This is a genomic window from Mesorhizobium sp. M8A.F.Ca.ET.021.01.1.1 (assembly GCF_003998025.1).
Taxonomy (GTDB): Bacteria; Pseudomonadota; Alphaproteobacteria; order Rhizobiales; family Rhizobiaceae; genus Mesorhizobium.
On the sequence record NZ_RZSJ01000006.1, the window covers coordinates 1 to 19,387 of the forward strand.

17 protein-coding genes are annotated in these 19,387 nt (G+C 64.7%); 9 read left to right on the plus strand and 8 right to left on the minus strand.

Annotated features, from left to right (window positions below):
* The 3 genes from EOA36_RS01810 to EOA36_RS01820 form a co-directional block, all read left to right on the plus strand.
* On the plus strand, positions 1-464 hold a 464-nt coding region (locus tag EOA36_RS01810; protein ID WP_127275345.1), incomplete at its 5' end, for a ribulose-phosphate 3-epimerase.
* 390 nt (positions 465-854) lie between these two features.
* The gene (locus EOA36_RS01815; RefSeq protein ID WP_127275346.1) at positions 855-1,601 is read left to right on the plus strand and encodes a GntR family transcriptional regulator; all 747 of its coding nucleotides are present in this window, start codon (positions 855-857) and stop codon (positions 1,599-1,601) included.
* Between the two features lie 178 nt (positions 1,602-1,779).
* The gene (locus EOA36_RS01820) at positions 1,780-3,306 is read left to right on the plus strand and encodes a malonyl-CoA synthase (RefSeq protein ID WP_127275347.1); all 1,527 of its coding nucleotides are present in this window, start codon (positions 1,780-1,782) and stop codon (positions 3,304-3,306) included.
* Between the two features lie 31 nt (positions 3,307-3,337).
* On the opposite strand, the gene EOA36_RS01825 is transcribed toward EOA36_RS01820, so the two are convergent.
* From EOA36_RS01825 to EOA36_RS01845, 5 genes are read right to left on the minus strand one after another with little or no spacing between them, the layout of a single operon-like run.
* Positions 3,338-4,450 (minus strand): NAD(P)/FAD-dependent oxidoreductase, encoded by a 1,113-nt coding sequence (locus EOA36_RS01825; RefSeq protein ID WP_127275348.1) that lies wholly within the window; start codon positions 4,448-4,450, stop codon positions 3,338-3,340.
* A 10-nt stretch (positions 4,451-4,460) separates the two neighbouring features.
* A complete protein-coding gene (gene nagA, locus EOA36_RS01830) occupies positions 4,461-5,633 on the minus strand; it encodes an N-acetylglucosamine-6-phosphate deacetylase (RefSeq protein ID WP_127275349.1) in 1,173 nt (390 codons plus the stop codon).
* The gene (locus EOA36_RS01835) at positions 5,630-6,664 is read right to left on the minus strand and encodes an SIS domain-containing protein (protein ID WP_127275350.1); all 1,035 of its coding nucleotides are present in this window, start codon (positions 6,662-6,664) and stop codon (positions 5,630-5,632) included. Before EOA36_RS01835 ends, nagA begins: the two co-directional genes overlap by 4 nt.
* The gene (locus EOA36_RS01840) at positions 6,661-7,443 is read right to left on the minus strand and encodes a GntR family transcriptional regulator (protein ID WP_127275351.1); all 783 of its coding nucleotides are present in this window, start codon (positions 7,441-7,443) and stop codon (positions 6,661-6,663) included. Before EOA36_RS01840 ends, EOA36_RS01835 begins: the two co-directional genes overlap by 4 nt.
* Positions 7,440-8,318 (minus strand): N-acetylglucosamine kinase, encoded by an 879-nt coding sequence (locus EOA36_RS01845; RefSeq protein ID WP_127275352.1) that lies wholly within the window; start codon positions 8,316-8,318, stop codon positions 7,440-7,442. The genes EOA36_RS01840 and EOA36_RS01845 overlap by 4 nt, the downstream gene beginning before the upstream one ends.
* Before the next feature lie 199 nt (positions 8,319-8,517).
* Between EOA36_RS01845 and EOA36_RS01850 the strand changes: the two genes are divergently transcribed.
* From EOA36_RS01850 to EOA36_RS01875, 6 genes are all read left to right on the plus strand, one after another.
* A complete protein-coding gene (locus tag EOA36_RS01850) occupies positions 8,518-9,477 on the plus strand; it encodes an N-acetylmuramic acid 6-phosphate etherase (protein ID WP_127275353.1) in 960 nt (319 codons plus the stop codon).
* A gap of 2 nt (positions 9,478-9,479) precedes the next feature.
* Positions 9,480-10,739 carry an ABC transporter substrate-binding protein gene (locus EOA36_RS01855; protein WP_127275354.1) on the plus strand — a complete coding sequence of 420 codons (1,260 nt, stop codon included), beginning with the start codon at positions 9,480-9,482 and terminating at the stop codon, positions 10,737-10,739.
* Between the two features lie 252 nt (positions 10,740-10,991).
* Positions 10,992-11,921: a sugar ABC transporter permease gene (locus EOA36_RS01860; protein ID WP_127275355.1), complete on the plus strand. Its 930-nt coding sequence runs from the start codon at positions 10,992-10,994 to the stop codon at positions 11,919-11,921.
* 10 nt (positions 11,922-11,931) lie between these two features.
* Positions 11,932-12,771 carry a carbohydrate ABC transporter permease gene (locus tag EOA36_RS01865; RefSeq protein ID WP_127275356.1) on the plus strand — a complete coding sequence of 280 codons (840 nt, stop codon included), beginning with the start codon at positions 11,932-11,934 and terminating at the stop codon, positions 12,769-12,771.
* Entirely contained in the window at positions 12,768-13,829 is a 1,062-nt protein-coding gene (locus EOA36_RS01870) for a Gfo/Idh/MocA family oxidoreductase (RefSeq protein ID WP_127275357.1), read from the plus strand. The genes EOA36_RS01865 and EOA36_RS01870 overlap by 4 nt, the downstream gene beginning before the upstream one ends.
* A 15-nt stretch (positions 13,830-13,844) precedes the next feature.
* Complete coding sequence (locus EOA36_RS01875) at positions 13,845-14,843, plus strand: ABC transporter ATP-binding protein (protein WP_127275358.1); 999 nt, start codon at positions 13,845-13,847, stop codon at positions 14,841-14,843.
* A gap of 165 nt (positions 14,844-15,008) precedes the next feature.
* Here the strand turns inward: EOA36_RS01875 and EOA36_RS01880 are convergent, their stop codons facing one another.
* The 3 genes from EOA36_RS01880 to EOA36_RS01890 form a co-directional block, all read right to left on the minus strand.
* Complete coding sequence (locus EOA36_RS01880) at positions 15,009-15,854, minus strand: fumarylacetoacetate hydrolase family protein (protein ID WP_127275359.1); 846 nt, start codon at positions 15,852-15,854, stop codon at positions 15,009-15,011.
* 210 nt (positions 15,855-16,064) lie between these two features.
* Positions 16,065-16,796, minus strand: coding sequence for an SDR family oxidoreductase (locus tag EOA36_RS01885; RefSeq protein WP_127275360.1), 732 nt, complete (start codon positions 16,794-16,796; stop codon positions 16,065-16,067).
* A 173-nt stretch (positions 16,797-16,969) separates the two neighbouring features.
* A complete protein-coding gene (locus EOA36_RS01890) occupies positions 16,970-19,342 on the minus strand; it encodes an aldehyde dehydrogenase family protein (RefSeq protein WP_127275361.1) in 2,373 nt (790 codons plus the stop codon).
* Positions 19,343-19,387 lie beyond the last annotated feature (45 nt).

Here is a 19,387-nt window from a genome sequence, read left to right on the forward strand (position 1 = left end):
CCGCCGCCGATCCCTACCTCGCCGCCTTCGCCGAGGCCGGCTGCGACGGCATGACGGTGCATGCCGAGGCCGGGCCGCATCTCGACCGCTCGCTGCAGACCATCAGGAACCTCGGCAAGAAGGCCGGCGTCTCGCTCAATCCGGCGACGCCCGAAACAATGATCGAATATGTGCTCGACCGGCTCGATCTGATCCTGATCATGACCGTCAATCCGGGCTTCGGCGGCCAGGCCTTCATCCCGGGGATCATCGACAAGGTGAGAAGGGTCAAGGCACTGATCGGCGACCGGCCGATCCGCATCGAGATCGACGGCGGGGTCTCGCCGGAAACAGCCCCGTTGGTCACATCGGCCGGCGCCGACGTGCTGGTGGCGGGTGCTGCCATCTTCAAGGGCGGCAGCGTCGAGGCTTACCGCGCCAATATCGAAGCGATCAGGACCGCGGCCGACAAGGCTGCCGGCTAACACAGCGCGGTCATCCGGCTTCAATTCCAACACGCCGGCTTTGTGCGATCACCACCCTTCAGCGTAGGCACGCCCGAATCAGGCCGCCCGGGAGGCCTGATTCGGCGCGTTGTTCCTTGTCTTTGCGCGCGACAGAAAAGATGCTCGCACGGGCACAGGAGAAACAGATGTTTGTGCGTGCATACAAAACACGTTAAGTTTCCACTGGTTGTAGAGATATTCGAATTCCCGCGATCGGCGTGCGGATTGGGTATATTTCTTTGTTCTAAAGTACAATAGCGCGATCTTCTGCTTGAGCGGCTGGAGCGTGGCGCTGTATGGTACTGGTACAGAAGGGGAATTTTCGGACTCGAATTGCCCAAGACGACAGTTGGGGACAAGGAGTCGCTTTTGACATACGGAGTTGCCAATCTGAACGACGACGGGCCCGGAGCCAAGAGTACGCTTGCCAGCACGGTCTATCATCAATTGCGTGATGATCTTCTCGCCGGCGCCCTGGAAACCGAAAGCAAGCTGCGCGTCGAGTGGGTCGTTTCCAAGTATGGCGCCGGCGCCTCTCCGGTTCGTGAAGCCCTCAATCGCCTTGCCTCCGAAGGTCTCCTCGGCCGCCATGACCAGCGCGGCTTCTTCATCATGCCGGTCACTGCGGCCGAACTCGAGGAGCTGACGCGCACCCGTTGCTGGCTCGAGGAGCGGGCGCTGCGCGAATCCATTGCCCACCGCACCGCCGAATGGGAAGAACAATTGGTGCTGGCGCTGCATCGCCTGGGGCGTGCCTCACGTCTTTTGCCGCAAAGCAGCTCGTCGCTCAATCCGGACTGGGAGAAATTGCACCGCACCTTCCACCGGGTGCTGATCTCGGCCTGCCGGTCGCACTGGCTGGTGGGCTTCTGCGACCAGCTTTCCGATCACGCCTACCGCTATCGCCAGATGGCCAATGACGGCGAGAGCGTCCAGCGCGACGATTTCGCCGAACACCGGCTCATTGCTGAAAATGCGCTGGACGGAAATGCGGACGGCGCCGTCCAGGCCCTGATCGATCACTACCAGCTGACCGCCGCCATGTGCATGGAACGCTTCAAGCAAGGCGAGACGCCAAAGGCCGCCGCCGGTCCGGGTCAGCGCGCCCAGCGTTGACGGCTGTCTGACCGTCGCGCTCCGCTGTCCCATCTCTCGAATCTTTTCGGTAGACGCCGGGCAGCCGTTTGCGGCCTTGACGGCCGGGCCGGGAAACGCGAACGCTTCGCCGCGTGCCGACCCGCGGCCGGCGTCGACATTGCCGTCACCCACAATTGCGTCACTCCAGGAAGATTTCATGAGCAATCATCTGTTCGATGCATTCCGGTCCCGGATGCCCTCGCCTGGGCATCCGTTGATGGAAACCGATGATGGCCGCACGCTCACCTATGGCGACATGCTGGCGCGATCGGCGCAGCTCGCGCATGCGCTGCTGCAAATGGATGTCGCGCCCGGCGACCGGGTTGCCGTGCAGGTCGAGAAGAGCCCGGAGATGGTTTTGCTCTATCTCGCCTGCGTGCGCGCCGGCGCCGTCTTCCTGCCACTCAACACCGCCTATACGCTGGCCGAGCTCGGCTATTTCTTCGACGATGCGGCACCCCGGGTGATTGTCTGCGATCCGGCGCGGTCGGCGGATATCCGTGGGATGGTCGAGCCGTCCGGTGCCGTCGTGGTCACGCTCGACCGCAATGGCGAGGGATCCCTTGCGGACCAGGCATCGCGGCAGTCCTCCGATTTCCATGATGTCGAGCGCGGCGCGGACGACCTTGCGGCGATCCTCTACACGTCGGGAACGACCGGCCGCTCGAAAGGCGCCATGCTCAGCCACGAGAATCTCGCCTCGAATGCCCGGGTCCTGGTCGAGCAATGGCGCTTCACCGGGGATGACGTGCTGATCCACGCGCTGCCGATCTTCCATACGCACGGCCTGTTCGTCGCCACCAATGTCGTCCTGATGGCCGGCGCCTCGATGCTGTTTGAGCAGAAATTCGACGCCGGCCGCGTCGTCTCGCTGCTGCCGCGCGCCACCGCCCTGATGGGCGTGCCGACCTTCTATACCAGGCTGTTGCAGCAGGAGGGGCTGGATCGCGAGGCTGCGAAGACCATCCGCCTGTTCGTATCCGGTTCTGCGCCGTTGCTGGCCGAAACGCACAAGGCATGGCGCGAGCGTACCGGCCACGCCATCCTCGAGCGCTACGGCATGACCGAGACCAACATGAACACCTCCAATCCCTATGAGGGCGAGCGGCGCGCCGGCACGGTCGGCTTCCCCTTGCCCGGCGTGTCGCTGCGCATCGCCGATCCCGACACCGGCAAGCCGCTTGCCCAGGGCGAGGTCGGCATGATCGAGGTCAAGGGGCCGAACGTGTTCGGCGGCTACTGGCGCATGCCGGAAAAGACCAGGGCGGAATTTCGCGCCGACGGCTTCTTCATCACTGGCGATCTCGGCACGATCGATGCCGACGGCTATGTCCATATTGTCGGACGCGGCAAGGACCTGATCATCTCAGGCGGTTACAACGTCTATCCGAAGGAGCTCGAAAGCGAGATAGACGCGCTCGACGGCGTCCTGGAAAGCGCCGTCATCGGCCTTGCCCATCCGGACTTCGGCGAAGGCGTCACCGCTGTCATCGTGCGCTCGCCCGCTTCGCGTATCACCGCGGCCGAAATCCTCGACGCCATCGCCGGCCGCATGGCGAAGTACAAGCACCCGAAACGGGTGATCTTCGTCGACGAACTGCCGCGCAACACGATGGGCAAGGTACAGAAGAACTTGCTTCGCGACAGCTACAAGGATCTCTATGCCTCCGCCGAGGCCGGCTAGGCAGAAACCCCGCCCCGGCGAGGACGCCGGTTCAGCTTGTGTACAAGAGTTCGACGACATGGTCGGCGATCGCCAGGCTCGCCGTCAGGCCGGGGCTCTCGATGCCGAACAGATTGACGATCCGGCCCGCGCCATGATCGGCTGGACCCTGGATCATGAAATCGGCTGAAGCCTGGCCCGGGCCGGACAGCTTCGGCCTGATGCCGGCATAGGCCGGCTGCAGGGCATGATCGGCAAGGTCGGGCCAATAGCTGCGGATCGCCTCGTAGAAGACAGCGCTTCGGCCGGGGTCGACCGTGTAATCCACGCTGTCGGTCCATTCGACGTCGGGACCAAAGCGCGCATTGCCGGCAAGGTCGAGCGTCAGATGGACGCCGAGACCGCCCTCGACCGGAACCGGATAGATCAGCCGCGAAAAGGGCGACTGCCCGGGAAGCGCGAAGTAATTGCCGCGCGCCAGCCACTGCCGGGGGATGAGGTCCCTTGGAAAACCCTCGATCCGGCCGGCCACCGCCTGCGCATCGAGGCCCGCTGCGTTGATGAAAGCGCCGGCCTCCAAGGCGAAGGTCTCGCCATTGGCATCGCGCGTGTCGATCCGGATCCGGCCGGCTTCGGTCGTCGCGCCGGCAACGCAAGTGAGGAAAGCCAGGGATGCGCCTGATGCCTCGGCGTCGCCGCGCAGCGACAGCATCAGCGCATGGCTGTCTATGATGCCGGTCGACGGCGACAGCAGCGCGGAGGCGCAGCTCAGCGCCGGTTCCAGGCGCTCGGCCTCGCCGCGCGTCAAAAACTCAAGATCGTCGACCCCGCAGCGCCTGGCATTGGCCGCGATCGCCCGCAGCCCGTCCGCCTGGCCTGGCTCGCTGGCGACGATCAGCTTGCCGGCGCGGCGATGGCCGATATTGTGTTCGGCGCAGTAGGCGTAGAGAAGCCGGCGGCCTTCGAGGCAGAGCCGGGCCTTCAGGCTGCCGGGCGCATAATAGAGCCCGGCATGGATCACTTCCGAATTGCGTGAACTGGTGACGGTGCCGATCGCGTCGGCCTTTTCGATCACCACCACCTCGCGGCCCGACAAGGCAAGCGCCCTGGCGACGGCAAGGCCGACGACGCCTGCTCCGGCGACGACACAATCGATTGTCTGCATGCCCTCTCGCTCAGCGGGAAGCGGCAGCCTCGAACACCTTGTCGCCGCCGATCCAGACGCTTCCTATGCCAAGATCGTCCGACAGCGCAACGATGTCCGCCGCCGTGCCATTGGCAAAGCGGCCAAGCCGGTGCGACTGGCCGATCGCCTGCGCCGGATAGAGCGAAGCCATGCGCAAGGCTTCGGATAGCTCGAGTCCGACGGTGCGGTGCATGAACCGGATAGCCGAGATCATGTCGAGGTCGGCGCCGGCCAGCGTGCCGTCGGCAAGCCGCAGGCTCCCATCCTTGCGGTAGATGGTGCGGCCATTGAGGGTGAACGACGTCATGTCGGTGCCGATCGTCGCCATCGCGTCGGTGACCAGCACGATCCTGCCCGGCCCCTGCTTGGCATCGAGAGCGATCCTGATCGTCGCCGGATGGACATGAATGCCGTCGGCGATCAGGCCGGCGGACAAGGTGCCGATGTCGAGGGCGGCTCCCGCCAGCCCGGGCTCGCGATTGCCGATCTGGCTCATCGCGTTGAACAGATGGGTGACGACACTGGCGCCGGCCTCGGCGAAGGCTTTTGCCGTGGCGTGGCCCGTGTCCGAATGGCCGAGGCTGACGACGATTCCGGCCTTGGCCAGGGCCGTGACGCGGGCCGGGTCGACGGATTCCGGCGCGATCGTGGTGAGCAGCACCGGCAGCTTCCGGCGCGCCGCCATCAACATGACCTGGTCGGCGTCCGTCATCGGCCGGATTAGCGCCGGATCATGCGCGCCCTTGCGGGCGATCGACAGGTGCGGCCCTTCCAGATGCAGGCCGAGGAAGCCCGGCACCTTTTGCAGCGCCGCGGCTTCGCCGGCGGCGATGGCTGCAGCGGTGATCGCGGGCGTGTCGGTGATCAGCGTCGGCAGCAGTGCCGTCGTGCCGAACGGGGCGTGCGCGCGGCAGATGGTTTCGATCGAGGCGACGTCGGGATGGTCGTTGAGCATCACCCCGCCGCCGCCATTGACCTGGATATCGACGAAGCCCGGCACCAGCATGCCGCCGCCGGTGTCGATGGCACGGATATCCCCGGGAAGTGCGCCTAGCGGCAGCATGGCTTCGACAAGGCCGTCACGCACGACAAGGGCGGCACCTTCATGCCAGTCGTCGCCGTCGAAAATGCGGGCGCCGGTCAGGGCAAAACGGTCGCTCATACGGTCTCCGTCACCTTGCGAAGGTTGCGCGGCGCGTCCGGGTCGAGGCCACGATGGCGGGCAAAGGCCTCGACGAACATGTAGAAGGAGACGATCAGCGTCAGCGGATCGGTCAGCGGATGACCGGTGGCGACATGCGGCAGGCGCGTGGCGCGATTGGCGAGTGCCGAGGTGACGAACACCGGCGCGCCCTTGGCCGCCAGGCTGTCGGCGGCTTCGGCGACGGAGGGCTCGGACGCGTCGCGCGCGGCCAGCGCCAGCACCGGAAAGTCGGGGCCGATCAGCGCCAGCGGGCCATGCATGACTTCAGCCGCGCTATAGGCCTCGGCATGCATGCCGCAGGTCTCCTTGAACTTCAGCGCCGCCTCGTTGGCCATCGCCGCCGACGGGCCGCGGCCGAGAATGAACAACGACTTCTGCTTCTCGATCGTTTCGGAGAGCACGCTCATCCAGCCGCAGGCGATCGCCTTGCCGAAATGCTCGGGCAGGCGGGCAAGTGCCGCGAGGAGCGCTTCGTCGCCGGTCGAATGCGCCATCAAGGCAAGACCGGCAACGGCGGAGTTGATGAAGGTCTTGGTAGCCGCGACGCTGCGCTCGGGGCCGGCGAGGATGTCGATCGCATAGTCCGAGGCGCGCGCGAGCGGCGAATCGGCGGTGTTGGTGACGGCGATGGTCAGCGCGCCGCCGGCCCGTGCGGTTTCGGCCATGGCGACGATGTCGGGGCTCTTGCCCGACTGCGAGATCGCGAGACACGCCGAGCCGTCAAGCCGCAACTTGCGGCCATAGATCGAGGCGATGGAGGGGCCGACCGAGGCGACGGCAAGGCCCGCGGTCAGTTCGACGGCATATTTCATGAAGGTGGCGGCATGGTCGGACGAGCCACGCGCCACGGTGACGACGAAATGCGGGTCGCGTTCCCTGATGCCGCGCCCGGCTTCGGCCAGCACCGCGCCGGAGCCGTCGAGCAGGCGGGCGACGGCTTGCGGGATTTCCTCGATCTCGCGCTGCATATGGGTGGTGTTGGAGATCATGGTCGGCCCTCTTCGCTCGGCCCTGTCAGCCGCAGTTCGGCGACGAAATCATAGGCATCGCCCCGGTAGATGGAGCGGGTGAATTCGATCACCTTGCCGCTCGCCAGATAGGAAATACGCTCGATGTGCAGGCCGGCAATACCCGGCGGCACTTCGAGCAGGCGCGCATCGCCCTCGCCGAGATTGGCGGCGGAGATACGCTGCACGGCGCGCACCGGCCGGTTGCCGGTCAGTTCCAGTGCCGCGTAGAGCGAGGAACCGATGCCGGCCGGATCGGGCAGCACGCTGGCCGACAGCGAGGCGCGTTCGATCGCCAGCGGCGTGTCGTTGGCGATGCGCAGGCGCGCGACGCGCGCCACCAGCTCGTTCGACGACAGGCCGAGCACCATCATCTCGTCGGGCGAGGGCGCGTAGAGCCCCCGATCAAGCCAGGCGGAGCGCACCGCCATGCCGCGCCGCGCCATGTCCTCGGTGAAGGAGGTGAGCCGCGACAGCGACTGCTCGACGCGTTCCATGCGCGGCGCCACGAAAGTGCCGGAGCCATGGCGCTGCACCAATATGCCGCCCTTGACCAGGTCCTGCACCGCCTTGCGCACGGTGACGCGCGAAATGTCGGCCTTGGTGGCGATGTCGCGCTCGGACGGCAGCGCGTCGCCCGGGCCGATCAGGCCGCGATTGACGGCGTCCTCGATGCTTTTCCTGAGCTGCAGGTAAAGCGGCGCGCCGCTTTGCGAGGATTGCTTCAGCGCGGCGAAGATCTGGTCGGCGGCATCGCTCATCTTGCGACCTCCGTCCTGGCGAACAGACGCGCCGCCATCTGAACGGCACCGCCTAGCGCATCGTCGAGCGGTTCCTTCAGCAGGGCGCGGTAGCGCGCCGACAGGCGCGGCGCATAGAGCGGCGCCAGCCCGCCGAGCAGGCAAAGCGGCGCGCCGGCCGCGAGGTCGAGCGCGCCGAGCGATGCCTCGACATCGGCGACCGCCTTGTCGAGGATCCAGTTGGCGACGATGTCGCCTTTTTGCGCGTGCTCGAACACTTTCGGCGCGAAGCCGCCGAAATCGCCTGGTTTGGCGTTGGTGGTGAACTCGACCACGTCCTCGGGATTGTTGCGAAAAACGGCCATCATGCTGTCGGTCAGCGGCGATGCCTGGCGCACGCCATCATGCGCGAGCAATGTCTGTTCAAGCAGGTCGCGGCCGATGCGGGCGCCGCTGCCCTGGTCGCCGACCTGGAACCCCCAGCCACCGATGGCGCGCGATTTGCCATTCTTGCGTGCCATATAGGCAGTGCCGGTGCCCAGGATCGCCATCGCGCCGTCACCAGAACCGACCGCGCCTTCGAGCGCGATCTCGGCATCGGCCTCGACGCGGCTGGTGCTGAACGGCAGGATCGCTTCGAGCTGCTGCCGGTAGGTTCCGACATTGGCGCCGGCAAGGCCGAGAATGGCGGGTGTTTGCGGGATCAGGTCCGGATCCTGACCGGCGGCGATGAAGGCCTGCCGCGCCGCATCGACGATGTTCGAGCGGGCGCCGGTGAGGTCGGTGCGGATGTTGGCGGCGCCGCTTTTGGCGCGGCCGATGACGGCGCCGTCGACTGTTGCCAGGGCGGCCCTGCAGCTGGTGCCGCCGCCATCGATACCGAGCACGAATTTCACGCGATTTCTCCTCCGGGCGGATAATACCAATAAAATACCAATAGCCAAGAGTTAATTTCCGTTTCAAAAAGATTAAGCCGTATTTTATTGAAAAACTTGCGTAATTCGTCGGCTCAGCGATTCCCTGTCCGCGAATCCGTTAATGCGTGTGGACAAGTGGTATTTTTTTGGTATTGTTTTGTGGATTGGAGGAACTGGGATGGCCGAAATGCGCACCGAAGCGCTGCATGGGAATGCCGAGGGGCTGGATATCCAGGCGCCCGAAGCGATCCTCGGCTCGCTGGCCGATGCGCAGGTCGAGGCCGCGAAAGCGGTCCGCAACGCCATTCCTTCCATCGCCAGGGCAGCCGAGATCATTGCCGGCTGCCTGGGGAGTGGCGGCAAGCTTGCCTACGCCGCGGCCGGCAGCTCCGGCCTGATGGCGCTGGCCGACGCGCTGGAACTGCCGGGCACGTTCGGCATCCAGCGCGACCGCATTGCCATCCTGATCGCCGGCGGCGACGAAGCATTCAAGACACTGGCCGGCGGGCCCGAGGATGATACGGAGGAGGCCTCGACCGCGGTCGCCAATGCCGGCATCGGCGCGGGCGATTGCCTTATCGCACTTTCCGCCAGCGGCACGACCCCCTACGCGGTGCGCGCCATCGAGGATGCGCGGCGACGGGGTGCCGTCACCATCGGCATTGCCAACAACAGGGGTTCGGCTCTGCTGCGGCAGGCCGACACCGCCATCCTGCTCGAAACCCCGCCGGAAGTCATTGCCGGCTCGACCCGCATGGGTGCCGGCACGGCGCAGAAGATCGCGCTCAACATGCTGTCGACGCTGACCGCCATTCATCTTGGTCATGTTCATGACGGCTACATGGTCAACCTCATGGCCGACAACATGAAGCTGCGCGACCGGGCGGCGCGCATCGTCGCCGCCGTCAGCGGCCGCGGCCAGGAAGAGGCCGCCAGCCTGCTCGAAAAGAGCGGCGGCGCGGTCAAGACCGCCATTTTGCTTGCCGCCGGCGCCGACAGCGCCGACGCGGCCGAGAAACTGTTGGAAGGGACCGGCCAGAAGCTGCGGCCGGCCCTTTCGGCAATCGAGGGGAGCAAGGGGCGCAACGCCTCTGTTCTCATCAAAACGGAACCTGAAAAAGGTCAACAGGGAGACTGAGCATGACAACGAAACTACTGACGGCACTGCTTCTGGGCACAAGCATTCTCGGCTCGGCCGGGCTGGCTCACGCCGAGGACGTAACGCTCAACATCGAAAGCTGGCGCGGCGACGACCTCGCCATCTGGAAGGACAAGCTGATCCCGGCCTTCGAAGCCAAGAACCCCGGCATCAAGGTGGTGTTCGCACCATCGGCTCCGACGGAATATGATGCCGCGCTCGGCGCCAAGCTCGCTGCCGGTTCGGCGGGCGACCTGATCACCTGCCGCCCGTTCGACAAGTCGCTCGAACTGTTCAAGAAGGGCAACCTTGCCGATCTCTCGGCGCTGCCCGGCATGGAAAACTTCTCGCCCGTCGCCAAGTCCGCTTGGCAGACCGATGACGGCAAGGCTAGCTTCTGCGTACCGATGGCCTCCGTCATCCATGGCTTCATCTACAACAAGGACGCCTTCGACAAACTCGGCATCAAGGTGCCGCAGACCCGCGACGAATTCTTCGCCGCGCTCGACAAGATCAAGGCCGACGGCACCTACATCCCGATGGCGATGGGCACCAAGGACCTCTGGGAAGCCGCGACCATGGGCTACCAGAACATCGGCCCCAACTACTGGAAGGGCGAGGACGGCCGCGCGGCACTGATCAAGGGCGATCAGAAGCTGACCGACAAGGACTGGGTCGCTCCCTATGAGGAACTGGCCAAGTGGAAGCCTTATCTGGGCGACGGCTTCGAGGCTCAGACCTATCCGGACAGCCAGAACCTGTTCACGCTCGGCCGCGCCGCCATCTACCCCGCCGGCTCGTGGGAAATCGGCCTGTTCAACACCCAGGCCCAGTTCAAGATGGGCGCCTTCCCGCCGCCGGTCGAGAAGGCCGGCGACACCTGCTACATCTCGGACCATACCGACATCGGCATGGGCCTGAACGCAGCCTCCAAGCATGCCGACGCGGCCAAGACCTTCCTGTCCTGGGTGGCTTCGCCTGATTTCGCCACCATCTACGCCAACGCGCTGCCGGGCTTCTTCAGCCTGAACTCCTCGCCGGTGAAGATGGCGGACCCGCTGGCGCAGGAATTCGTCTCCTGGCGCGGCAAGTGCAAGTCGACGATCCGCTCGACCTACCAGATCCTGTCGCGCGGCACGCCGAACCTCGAAAACGAGACCTGGGTTGAATCGGCCAACGTCATCAACGGCACCGATACGCCCGAAGCCGCGGCCAAGAAGCTGCAGACCGGCCTCGACAGCTGGTATAAGCCAGCGAAATAAGAGCTCAGGCAACGGAGCCGGCTGGGCGCATGCCCGGCCGGTTCCGGATTACCTGGTTCTTTAGACAGAGCTCATTCAGATTGCGATTGTCGGCACCGCCTCGCGGCCTTACCCTTGCTGCTATGGGGAAGGCTGGCTGATCAGTCGCAGGCCTTTGTTCTTGCCGCACAGGGCAAGGATGTCTGGGCCATGCATCGAGGCATCATCTAGCATCACATCGTCTGGAACCGAGAGACGGCGGGGACCGAACTCATGGCCGCACAAACACGACCGAAAAGACCGTTCCGCTGGCATATCGCCGTCTTCCTGGCGCCGGCGGTGCTCGTCTATACGGCGATCATGATCCTGCCGCTGGCCGGCACGCTGCAGCTCTCGCTGTTCCGCAACGTTGACCAGTCCCAGGTCTTCGTCGGCCTGGACAATTTCCGCACCCTGTTCGGCGACCCCAACTGGTCGGTCAATTTCTGGAATGCGCTCAGGAACAATGTCTGGTTCTTCATCATCCACATGCTGGTGCAGAACCCGGTCGGCGTGCTTTTGGCCGCCCTCCTGTCCAGCCCGAAGCTTCGGTTCTCGGCCTTCTACCGCACGGCGATCTTCGTGCCGACCATTCTGTCCTTCGTCATCGTCGGCTTCGCCTGGAAGCTGATCCTGTCGCCGCTGTGGGGCGTGGCGCCGCATCTGCTCGATTTCGTCGGCCTGAAAAGCCTGTTCACGCCGTGGCTCGGCAAGGAGCAATACGCGCTGACCGCGCTCAGCCTGGTGTCGGTATGGCAGTTCATCGGCATCCCGATGATGCTGATCTATGCCGCCCTGCTGTCGATCCCCGACGAGGTGATCGAGGCGGCTGAATGCGATGGCATCACCGGACTGTCGCAGTTCTGGAAGATCAAGCTGCCGCTGATCCTGCCGTCGATCGGCATCATTTCGATCCTCACCTTCGTCGGCAATTTCAACGCCTTCGACCTGATCTACACCGCGCAAGGCGCGCTCGCCGGGCCGAACTATTCGACCGATATTCTCGGCACCTTCCTCTACCGCGCCTTCTTCGGCTTCCAGCTGCAGGTCGGCGACCCCAACATGGGCGCGACCATCGCCACGATCATGTTCCTGATCATCCTCGGGGGTGTCTGCGTCTACCTCTTCCTCATCCAGACGCGCCTGCGTCGCTACCAGTTCTGAGGGGCAAGAGATGAGCATCGCCACCCGTTCACTCCCCCGCACCATCGGCGCCCACGCGATCCTCTTGACCTACACGGTGATCGCGCTTTTCCCGGTGGTTCTGGTCATCATGAATTCGTTCAAGTCGCGCGCCGGCATCTTCGGCGCGCCGCTGACGCCGCCGACGCCGAAAACCTTCGACCTGATCGGCTACACCACGGTGATCGGCCAGGGCGATTTCATCCATTATTTCCAGAACAGTCTCGTCGTCACCGTCGGCTCGCTGTTCTTCGTGCTGCTGTTCGGCGCCATGTCGGCGTTCGCGCTGTCGGAATACCGCTTTCGCGGCAACACGCTGATGGGGCTTTACCTGGCGCTCGGCATCATGATCCCGATCCGGCTGGCCACCGTCGCCATCCTGCAATTGATGGTGGCGAGCGGGCTGGTCAACACGCTGACGGCGCTGATCCTGGTCTACACCGCGCAGGGCCTGCCGCTGGCCGTCTTCATCCTGTCCGAATTCATGAAGCAGGTGTCCGACGATCTGAAGAATGCCGGCCGCATCGACGGCCTGTCGGAGTACACCATCTTCTTCCGCCTGGTGGTGCCGCTGGTGCGGCCGTCAATGGCGACGGTCGCCGTCTTCACCATGATCCCGATCTGGAACGACCTGTGGTTCCCGCTGATCCTGGCGCCGTCCGAAGAGACCAAGACGGTGACGCTCGGCGCCCAGCTTTTCCTCGGCCAGTTCGTCACCAACTGGAACGCCATCCTGGCCGCGCTTTCGCTGGCGATCCTGCCGGTGCTGATCCTCTACGTCATCTTCTCGCGGCAGCTGATCCGCGGCATTACTTCCGGAGCCGTCAAGTGAGTTCAGAAAGACCCCTTCGTGTCGTCGTCGCCGGGCTCGGCAATATGGGGCGCAGTCACGCGCTGGCCTATCACACCAATCCAGGCTTTGAGATCGCCGCGCTGATCAACCGTTCCGACGTGCCGTTGCCGGAGGGGCTGTCCGGCTATGGCATCAGACGCTCGTTCGACGACGCGTTGCGCGAGGAAAAACCGGATGTCGCCTGCATCGCCACCTATTCCGACAGCCATGCCGACTATGCGGTGAAGGCGTTCGAGGCCGGCTGCCATGTCTTCGTCGAGAAGCCGCTGGCAACGACGGTGGCCGACGCCAAGCGCGTCGTTGCCGCCGCCAAGGCCAACGGCAAAAAACTGGTGATCGGCTATATCCTGCGCCATCACCCGTCCTGGATCAGGCTGATCGCCGAGGCGCGCAAGCTCGGCGGCCCCTACGTGTTCCGCATGAACCTCAACCAGCAATCCTCAGGGCCGACCTGGGAGACGCACAAGCAGTTGATGCAGACGACCTCGCCGATCGTCGATTGCGGCGTGCACTATCTCGACGTCATGCTGCAGATCACCGACGCCAAGCCGGTCGAGGTGCGCGGCATGGGCGTGCGGCTGACCGACGAGGTCGCGCCCTCCATGTACAATTACGGCCATCTGCAGGTGCTGTTCGATGACGGTTCGGTCGGCTGGTACGAGGCCGGCTGGGGCCCGATGATTTCGGAAACGGCCTTCTTCGTGAAGGACGTCATGTCGCCCAAGGGCTGCGTGTCGATCGTCATGAAGGAGGGCGTGAAGTCCGACGACATCGACACCCATACCAAGACCTCGACCATCCGCCTGCACAGCGCCGCGACCGGCGCGGACGGCAAGTTCCTAAAGCCGGACGAGATGCTGTCGATGGAAGGCGAACCCGGCCATCAGGACTTGTGTGATCTCGAACAGGCTTTTGTCCTCAAGGCAATCCGCGAGGACCTGGACCTGACCCGCCACATGGACGATGCGGTGCGGTCGCTCGCCGTCTGCCTTGCGGCCGACGAGAGCGTTCGCAGCGGCGCAGCCGTCAAACTCTAACGACAGGAAGAAGCCGTGGGCTCGCTAAAAATCGAGAATGTAAAAAAGGCCTTTGGGCCGGTCGAGGTGCTGAAGGGCATCGACCTCGAAGTGACGGATGGCGAGTTCGTCGTCTTTGTCGGCCCTTCGGGTTGCGGCAAGTCGACCTTGCTGCGGGTCATCGCCGGGCTGGAGGATTCGACCTCGGGCCGGGTGCTGATCGATGGCGAGGACGTCTCGGTCACGCCGCCGGCGAAACGCGGCATCGCCATGGTGTTCCAGACCTATGCGCTCTATCCGCATCTGACGGTGAAAAACAATATGGGCCTCGGCCTCAAGCAGGCGAGCACCCCTGCGGCGGAGATCGACCGCCGCATCGGCATCGCCTCGTCCATGCTGTCGCTGGAACCGTACCTGGAAAGGCGGCCGGCGGAGCTCTCCGGCGGCCAGCGCCAGCGCGTCGCCATCGGCCGCGCCGTGGTGCGCGAGCCGAAACTGTTCCTGTTCGACGAGCCGCTGTCGAACCTCGATGCCGCGTTGCGCGTCAACACGCGGCTGGAAATCGCGCAGTTGCACCGCCGCCTCAAGGCGACGATGATCTACGTCACCCACGACCAGGTCGAGGCGATGACGCTGGCTGACAAGATCGTCGTGCTCAACGCGGGAAAAATCGAGCAGATCGGCGGCCCGATGGAGCTCTACAATTCGCCGGCAAACGAGTTCGTCGCCGGCTTCATCGGCTCGCCCAAGATGAATTTCGTCGACGGCGCCCGCCTCGGCGAGACAGCCAAGAGCATCGGCGTGCGGCCGGAGCATCTGACCGTCGATCCGAAATCCGGCGCCTGGAAGGGCACGGTCGTCCATGCCGAGCATCTCGGCGCCGACACCAATCTCTATCTGGATTGCGAGAAGGCCGGGCTGATCACCGTGCGGATTTTCGGCGTCTACGACGCGGAGCCCGGCGCCACGCTCTATGCGACGCCCGATCCGGCGAGGACCTATCGGTTTGGCGCTGATGGGAAGGTGCTGAAGTAGTGTTTCAGCGTAGGTCGGCGCTGCCCCTCACCCTTACCTCTCCCCGTGAAAACGGGGAGAGGGGGTCGCCAACGCTGGAGCGCTTCCCTTCTCCCCGTCACTATACGGGGAGAAGGTGCCGGCAGGCGGATGAGGGGCGGCGCAAGCTTCGCAAGGATCGCTGACTTAAACGTCAGCCCTAAACGTCTGCTTCTGCTGCCCCAAGCCTTCGATGCCCAGCTCCACCACATCGCCAGCCTTGAGAAACACCGGCGGCTTCATGCCCAGGCCGACGCCGGGCGGGGTGCCCGTCGAAATAATGTCGCCGGGGTGCAGCGACATGAACTGGCTGAGGTAGGAGACGAGATAGGCGACGCCGTAGACCATGGTCTTGGTCGAGCCGTTCTGCATCGTCTTGCCGTTGACGGTCAGCCACATTTTGAGATTCTGCGGGTCGGATACTTCGTCCTTGGTCACCAGCCACGGGCCGGTCGGACCGAACGTGTCGCAGCTCTTGCCCTTGGTCCACTGGCCCTGGCGCTCGGCCTGGAAGGCGCGTTCGGACACGTCATGTGAGACGCAGTAACCGGCGACGTAGTCGAGCGCATCGGCTTCGCTGACATACTTCGCGGTCTTGCCGATGACCACGCCGAGCTCGACTTCCCAGTCGGTCTTCTCCGAGCCGCGCGGGATCAGCACGTCATCGTCGGGGCCGACGATGGCCGAGCTTGCCTTCATGAAGATGATCGGCTCCGGCGGCACGGTGGCGCCGGTTTCGGCGGCATGGTCGGAATAGTTGAGGCCGATGCAGATGAACTTGCCGGTACCGGCCACGCAGGCGCCGAGCCGAGGCTTGCCGGAAACCGCCGGCAGCGACTTCGCATCGAGCTTCGACAGCATGTCGAGCGAGGCCGGATGAAGCGTGGTGCCGGCGATATCGGCGACATGGGCGGAGAGATCGCGGATCGTTCCATCCGCATCGAGCAGGCCGGGACGTTCGCTTCCCACCTCGCCATAGCGCAGCAGTTTCATGCATCTTCTCCTGATTGCGGCCTCGCGGCCGTTCTACAAACTCTCCGCCGAGGCATCAGCCCTTTCGGAACCGGGCGGACCCTAGCCACCGGCCTGCTTCACGACAAGCGCAGGCAGCCTGTTTTGACAGCCGGCGAGCGGGATTTTCAGACTTCCCGATCCTTCGCCAAACCCGATCGCCCGGTGCCCGCGATTGTCTCCGGGCAGCGCTCAGATCGACCAGCCGCCGTCGATATTGTAGGCCTGCCCCGATGTGTAGGTGGCGCCGCCCAGGTAGACGGCGAGATCGGCAATCTCTTCCGGCGTGCCGAGCCGGCCCATCGGCTGGCGGGCGATGAAGGCGGCACGCGCGGCTTCGTAGTCGCCCTGCGCGTGCATGCGGTCCTCCAGCGAAGGGCTCTCGACCGTGCCGGGGCAGATGGCGTTGCAGCGTATGCCCTTGCCGACATAGTCGGCCGCGACCGCCTTGGTCAGGCCGATGACCGCGGCTTTGCTCAGGCCATAGACGAAGCGGTTCGGTACACCCTTGGTCGAGCTCGCCAGCGAGGCCATGTTGATGATCGATCCGTCGCCGCGCTCCAGCATGCCCGGCAACACGGCGCGGATGGTGCGGACCATGGCGCGAACGTTGAGGTTGAGCGCGAAATCGAGGTCGCCATCCTTCATCTCGAGGATCGAGCCGGAATGGACGAAACCGGCGCAGTTGAACAGCACGTCGACACGGCCGATCTCGGCGAAGGCCGAGTTGACCGCCTCGTCATTGAGGACGTCGACCCTGCGCGTCTTGATGCCGGAGGTCTTGGCGAGTTCCGCCAGCAGCGTCTCGTTGATGTCGGTGGCATGGACGGTGGCGCCGGCCTTGGCGAAGGCCAGCGCGCTTGCCTTGCCGATGCCTTGCGCCGCTGCCGTGATGACAACGACCTTGCCTGCCAGATCCGCCATATCTTTTCCTCGCCTGCTTGGGTCAACTGCCTTTATCGGCGGCCGGCGAAGGCGTCATGTGCCAGTCAGGCGCGATCGTGCGGCCTGTGCCAGTTCACTGATAAAGATGTTTTTTCTCGTTAAAGAACATGCGTCCGGGCGTCAAGCCCGAACGCGATCACCAAGTGCAAACATCAGTCGCCGTAAGGCACCCAGACATTCTTCACCTCGATGGCGCGGCGCAGCAAGGCGTCATCGGCGGCTTCTTCCGAGGCCCAGTCGAGGCTGCGGCCGTTGCCGCTCCAGACGCGCTTGAGGTTGCCGACGGAGTCGGCTTCCGCCTTGGCGCAGGTGTCGGCGTCGGCGAACAGCCAGAGCCCGTCGACGTCGTCATGCTTGGCCAGCACGCCGGCAAGCTCCGCCGTGCGTCCGGTAACGATGTTGATGGCGCCGGCCGGCATGTCGGAATATTCGATGACCTGATAGAGATCGGTGGCCAGCAGCGGGTGGCGTTCCGACGGCACGGCCACCACCGTGTTGCCCATGGCCAGTGCGGGTGCGACCAGCGAGATGAAGCCGAGCAAGGGCTGATTGTCCGGCGCGACGATGCCGACGACGCCGACCGGCTCATGCAGCGCCAGCGTCACGGCACGCGCCGGCGGCTGGTGCACGCGGCCCTCGAACTTGTCGGCGAGGCCGGCATAGAGGAACAGCCGCTCAATCGACTGTTCGACCTCGTCCCGCGCGGCCTTGGCGTTGGCCCCGGTGAGTTCGGTGAGGCGGGCGGCAAACTCGCCGGCACGGCCGGAAAGGTTCTCGGCCAGGTAATAGAGCACCTGGGACCTGTTATAGGCGGTTGCCTCCGGCCAGCTCTTGCAGGCGCGCGCGGCGGAAACGGCGTCACGGATATCCTTGCGGTTGCCGAGCCCGACTTCGCCGGCAAGCTTGCCCTTGGCGGTCGCGACGGCAATCGAATAATTGCCGTCAGGCCGCACCTGCTTGCCACCGATGAACAGCTTGGCCGTGCGATCGATGGCTGAGCCATCCGCCTGTTCGACGGGCTGCGCGGACGACGTCGCCAGCTTGATGACCGGACCGAGCGGCAATTTTGCAGAGAGATATTCGAACATGCCCTCGCGCCCGCCCTCGCGGCCGAAGCCGCTCTCGCGATAGCCGCCGAAGCCGCAGGCGGCGTCGAACATGTTGGTGCCGTTGACCCACACCACGCCGGCCTTCAACTGTGGCGCGACATGGAGGGCGAGGTTGACGTTCTCGCTCCACACCGAGGCGGCGAGCCCGTAGCGCGTGTTGTTGGCGAGCTCGATCGCTTCCTCGGTGTTGCGGAAGGTCATGGTGGCGAGCACTGGCCCGAACACCTCCTCCTGCGCCAGGATATTAGCCGGCGAAACACTGGTTGCCAGCGTCGGCAGGTGATAATAGCCCGAGGACGGCAGCGCTGCATCCGGCTGCCAGCAGACGGCGCCCTGCCGGGCACCCTCGGCGATCAGTCCCTTGACGCGGTCGAGTTGGGTGAGGTCGACCAGCGGGCCGATATCGGTGTTCTTGTCGAGCGGGCTGCCGACTCGCAGCCGGCTCATCCGCGTCTTGACCTTTGCGATCAAGGCGTCGGCGATGCCTTCCTGTACCAAGAGGCGCGAACCGGCGCAGCAGACCTGGCCCTGGTTGAACCAGATGCCGTCGACGAGGCCTTCGACGGCGCTGTCGAGATCGGCGTCCTCGAAAACGATGAAGGCCGATTTGCCGCCAAGTTCCAGCGACAGTTTCTTGCCCGAGCCGGCGGTGGCCTTGCGGATGATCTTGCCGACCTCGGACGAGCCGGTGAAGGCGATCTTCTGGATGCCGGGATGGTTGACGATCGCCGCGCCTGCTTCCGGGCCGCCCTGGACGATGTTGACGACGCCCTTCGGCACACCGGCGCGTTCGCAGATCTCGGCGAACAGGATCGATGTGAGCGGTGTGAATTCGGCCGGCTTCAGCACCACCGTGCAGCCCGCCGCGAGTGCTGGCGCGATCTTCCAGGCCAGCATCAGCAGCGGGAAATTCCACGGGATGATCTGGCCGACGACGCCGACACCCTTGTGGCCAAGGAAATCCCTGTCCAGCGCCTGTGCCCAGCCGGCGTGATGGATGAAATGGCGGATCGCCAGCGGCACGTCGATATCGCGGCTTTCGCGGATCGGCTTGCCATTGTCGATTGTCTCAAGCACGGCGAACAGCCGCTGGTGGCGCTGCATGGCGCGGCCGATGGCGTAGAGCACCTTCGCGCGCTGGTAGCCCGAACTGGCGCTCCATTTCGGCAGCGCTTTCGTGGCCGCCGCGACCGCCGCGTCGATGTCGGCGGCATTGGCGTCCGAAATCTTGGCCAGCAACTTGCCGGAAGATGGTTCGCTGGTCTCGAAAGTCTTGCCCCCGGAAGCCGCTTTCCAGTCGCCGCCGATGAACAGCGCCTTGCCGAAATCGCGCGCCGAGAGCCAGGCATCAGCTTCGTTGCGCGCCTCCGGCGCCGGGCCGTATTCCATGGCATGATAGCGTTCGAGAATGTTCATCAGGCACTCCAGATAGTTGTCAGAGAAGGCATTCGGTTACGCCCC